Below are 1,852 nucleotides of genomic sequence, written 5' to 3'. Positions count from 1 at the left end.
CGAGCAAGGGTCTTGAATTTATCGACGTCGATGTTTCCAAGTTCCGCGCGACGCTGCAAGCTTCGTCGTTCTATTCCGATTGGAAGGGGCGTTTTGGCGAGGAAGCATGGGCGTTGCTGGAGTCTACCTCGGGCAAATTKATCTGAGGCGTTGACATGGCTACTTCTGAAAATGTCAGCCCCCMGGTGATCGGCGCGTGGCCAGTCCTGGCCAAAGCTGAAGCGGGCGTGGTGCGCCTGATTGAATTGATCGCCGCAGCACTTGTTGTCGTCGAGGTACTCGTGCTGTCGGCGGGCGTCTTCGCCCGCTATGCATGGGGCGAGCCGCTCATCTGGTCGGACGAGCTCGCCTCCATGTTGTTCCTCTGGCTTTCGATCGTGGGCGCGGTCCTCGCTTTTCACCGCGGACAGCACATGAGGATGGGCGTTATCGCGGACGCGATGCCGCCCGTCGTAAGGGCAAGACTGGAGGTGGCTGCACTTGTCTTTTGCCTTTCGGTCTGCGTGCTTCTTCTGCCCAAGGCCACGGTCTACGCTCTTCATGAAGTTCCGGTCGTCACTCCCGCGATGGAAGTTTCGGTCGCATGGCGTTCGTTTGGTCTTCCGATCGGACTTGGCCTGATGCTTATCCTTGGCGTGACCAATGCCCTTCAGCGCATCAGGCTGAGCGATTTCCTGATCGGAGTCCTTGTAGCCGCATGCTTGATAGGGTTGGCGATTGCGGCGAAACCGTTGATCATGGCGATGGGCAACTGGAACCTCGTGCTTTTCTTCGTAGTCTTCATCGCACTAGGTGTGCTGAGCGGCGTACCAATCGCGTTCGTGTTCGCTCTCGCTGCCATCAGTTATGTGGCTCTGGGTACGAGCCGTCCGATAAGCGTGATCGCGGGTCGGCTTGATGAGGGAATGTCGCATCTTCTCCTCCTAGCGGTMCCGCTGTTCGTGCTGCTGGGTATGCTGATGGAGGTTACGGGCATGGCAAAAGCGATGCTGAACTTCCTGGCGTCCTTGCTCGGACATGTCAGAGGCGGCCTGTGTTACGTCCTCGTCGCGGCAATGTATCTGGTGTCTGGGATATCGGGTTCGAAGACCGCCGACATGGCTGCTGTCGCCCCGGCACTGTTCCCGGAGATGAAAGCGAGAGGATCAAAGCCMGGCGATCTMGTGGCCCTGCTTGCGGCTACGGGTGCGCAGACGGAGACGATCCCGCCGAGCCTCGTATTGATCACCATCGGATMGGTTACGAGCGTATCGATTTCGGCCCTGTTCATAGGCGGTCTTTTGCCGGCGTTCGTCTGCGGATTGATGCTTTGCGTTGTCGTCTGGTGGCGCTATCGCAACGAGGACATGTCGGGTTTTMGCAAGCCGCCAGCCAGGGAGATCTTTCGCACATTCCTGATTGCGCTTCCGGCTTTGGCCCTACCTTTTATCATCCGTACAGCGGTTGTCGAAGGCGTTGCTACCGCCACGKAAGTCTCGACAATCGGCATTGCCTACTCGCTGCTGGCAGGCCTCCTCATTTACCGCCGGTTCGACTGGAAGCGGGTGGGTCCGATGCTGGTGGAAACGGCGGTCTTGTCCGGAGCCATCCTTTTCATCATCGCGGCGGCAACGGCTGTGGCCTGGTGCCTGACTCAATYGGGTTTTTCGCGTGGGCTGGTTCAGACGATGGCGGGTCTACCCGGAGGAGCGCCGATCTTTATGATCGTGTCGATMGTCGCGTTCATTGTGCTCGGTAGCGTGCTKGAAGGCATTCCCGCRGTGGTTCTGTTCGCACCCCTGGTATTTCCGATCGCCAAGGGATTAGGGATCCACGACGTGCACTATTMGATCGTGGTCATTCTCGCAATGGG

1 protein-coding gene is annotated in these 1,852 nt (G+C 58.5%); it reads left to right on the top strand.

Annotated features, from left to right (window positions below; all coding sequences use genetic code 11):
* Positions 1–155: 155 nt before the first annotated feature.
* The coding region (locus tag QD357_RS31975) for a TRAP transporter large permease subunit (protein ID WP_414126030.1) at positions 156–1,852 on the top strand (1,697 nt) is incomplete at its 3' end.

The organism is Rhizobium sp. BR 317 (genome assembly GCF_047445835.1).
Classification (GTDB): Bacteria; Pseudomonadota; Alphaproteobacteria; order Rhizobiales; family Rhizobiaceae; genus Rhizobium; species Rhizobium paranaense.
The sequence above is the reverse complement of the archived record's forward strand: the minus strand, read 5'-3'. Positions and strand labels throughout refer to the sequence as shown.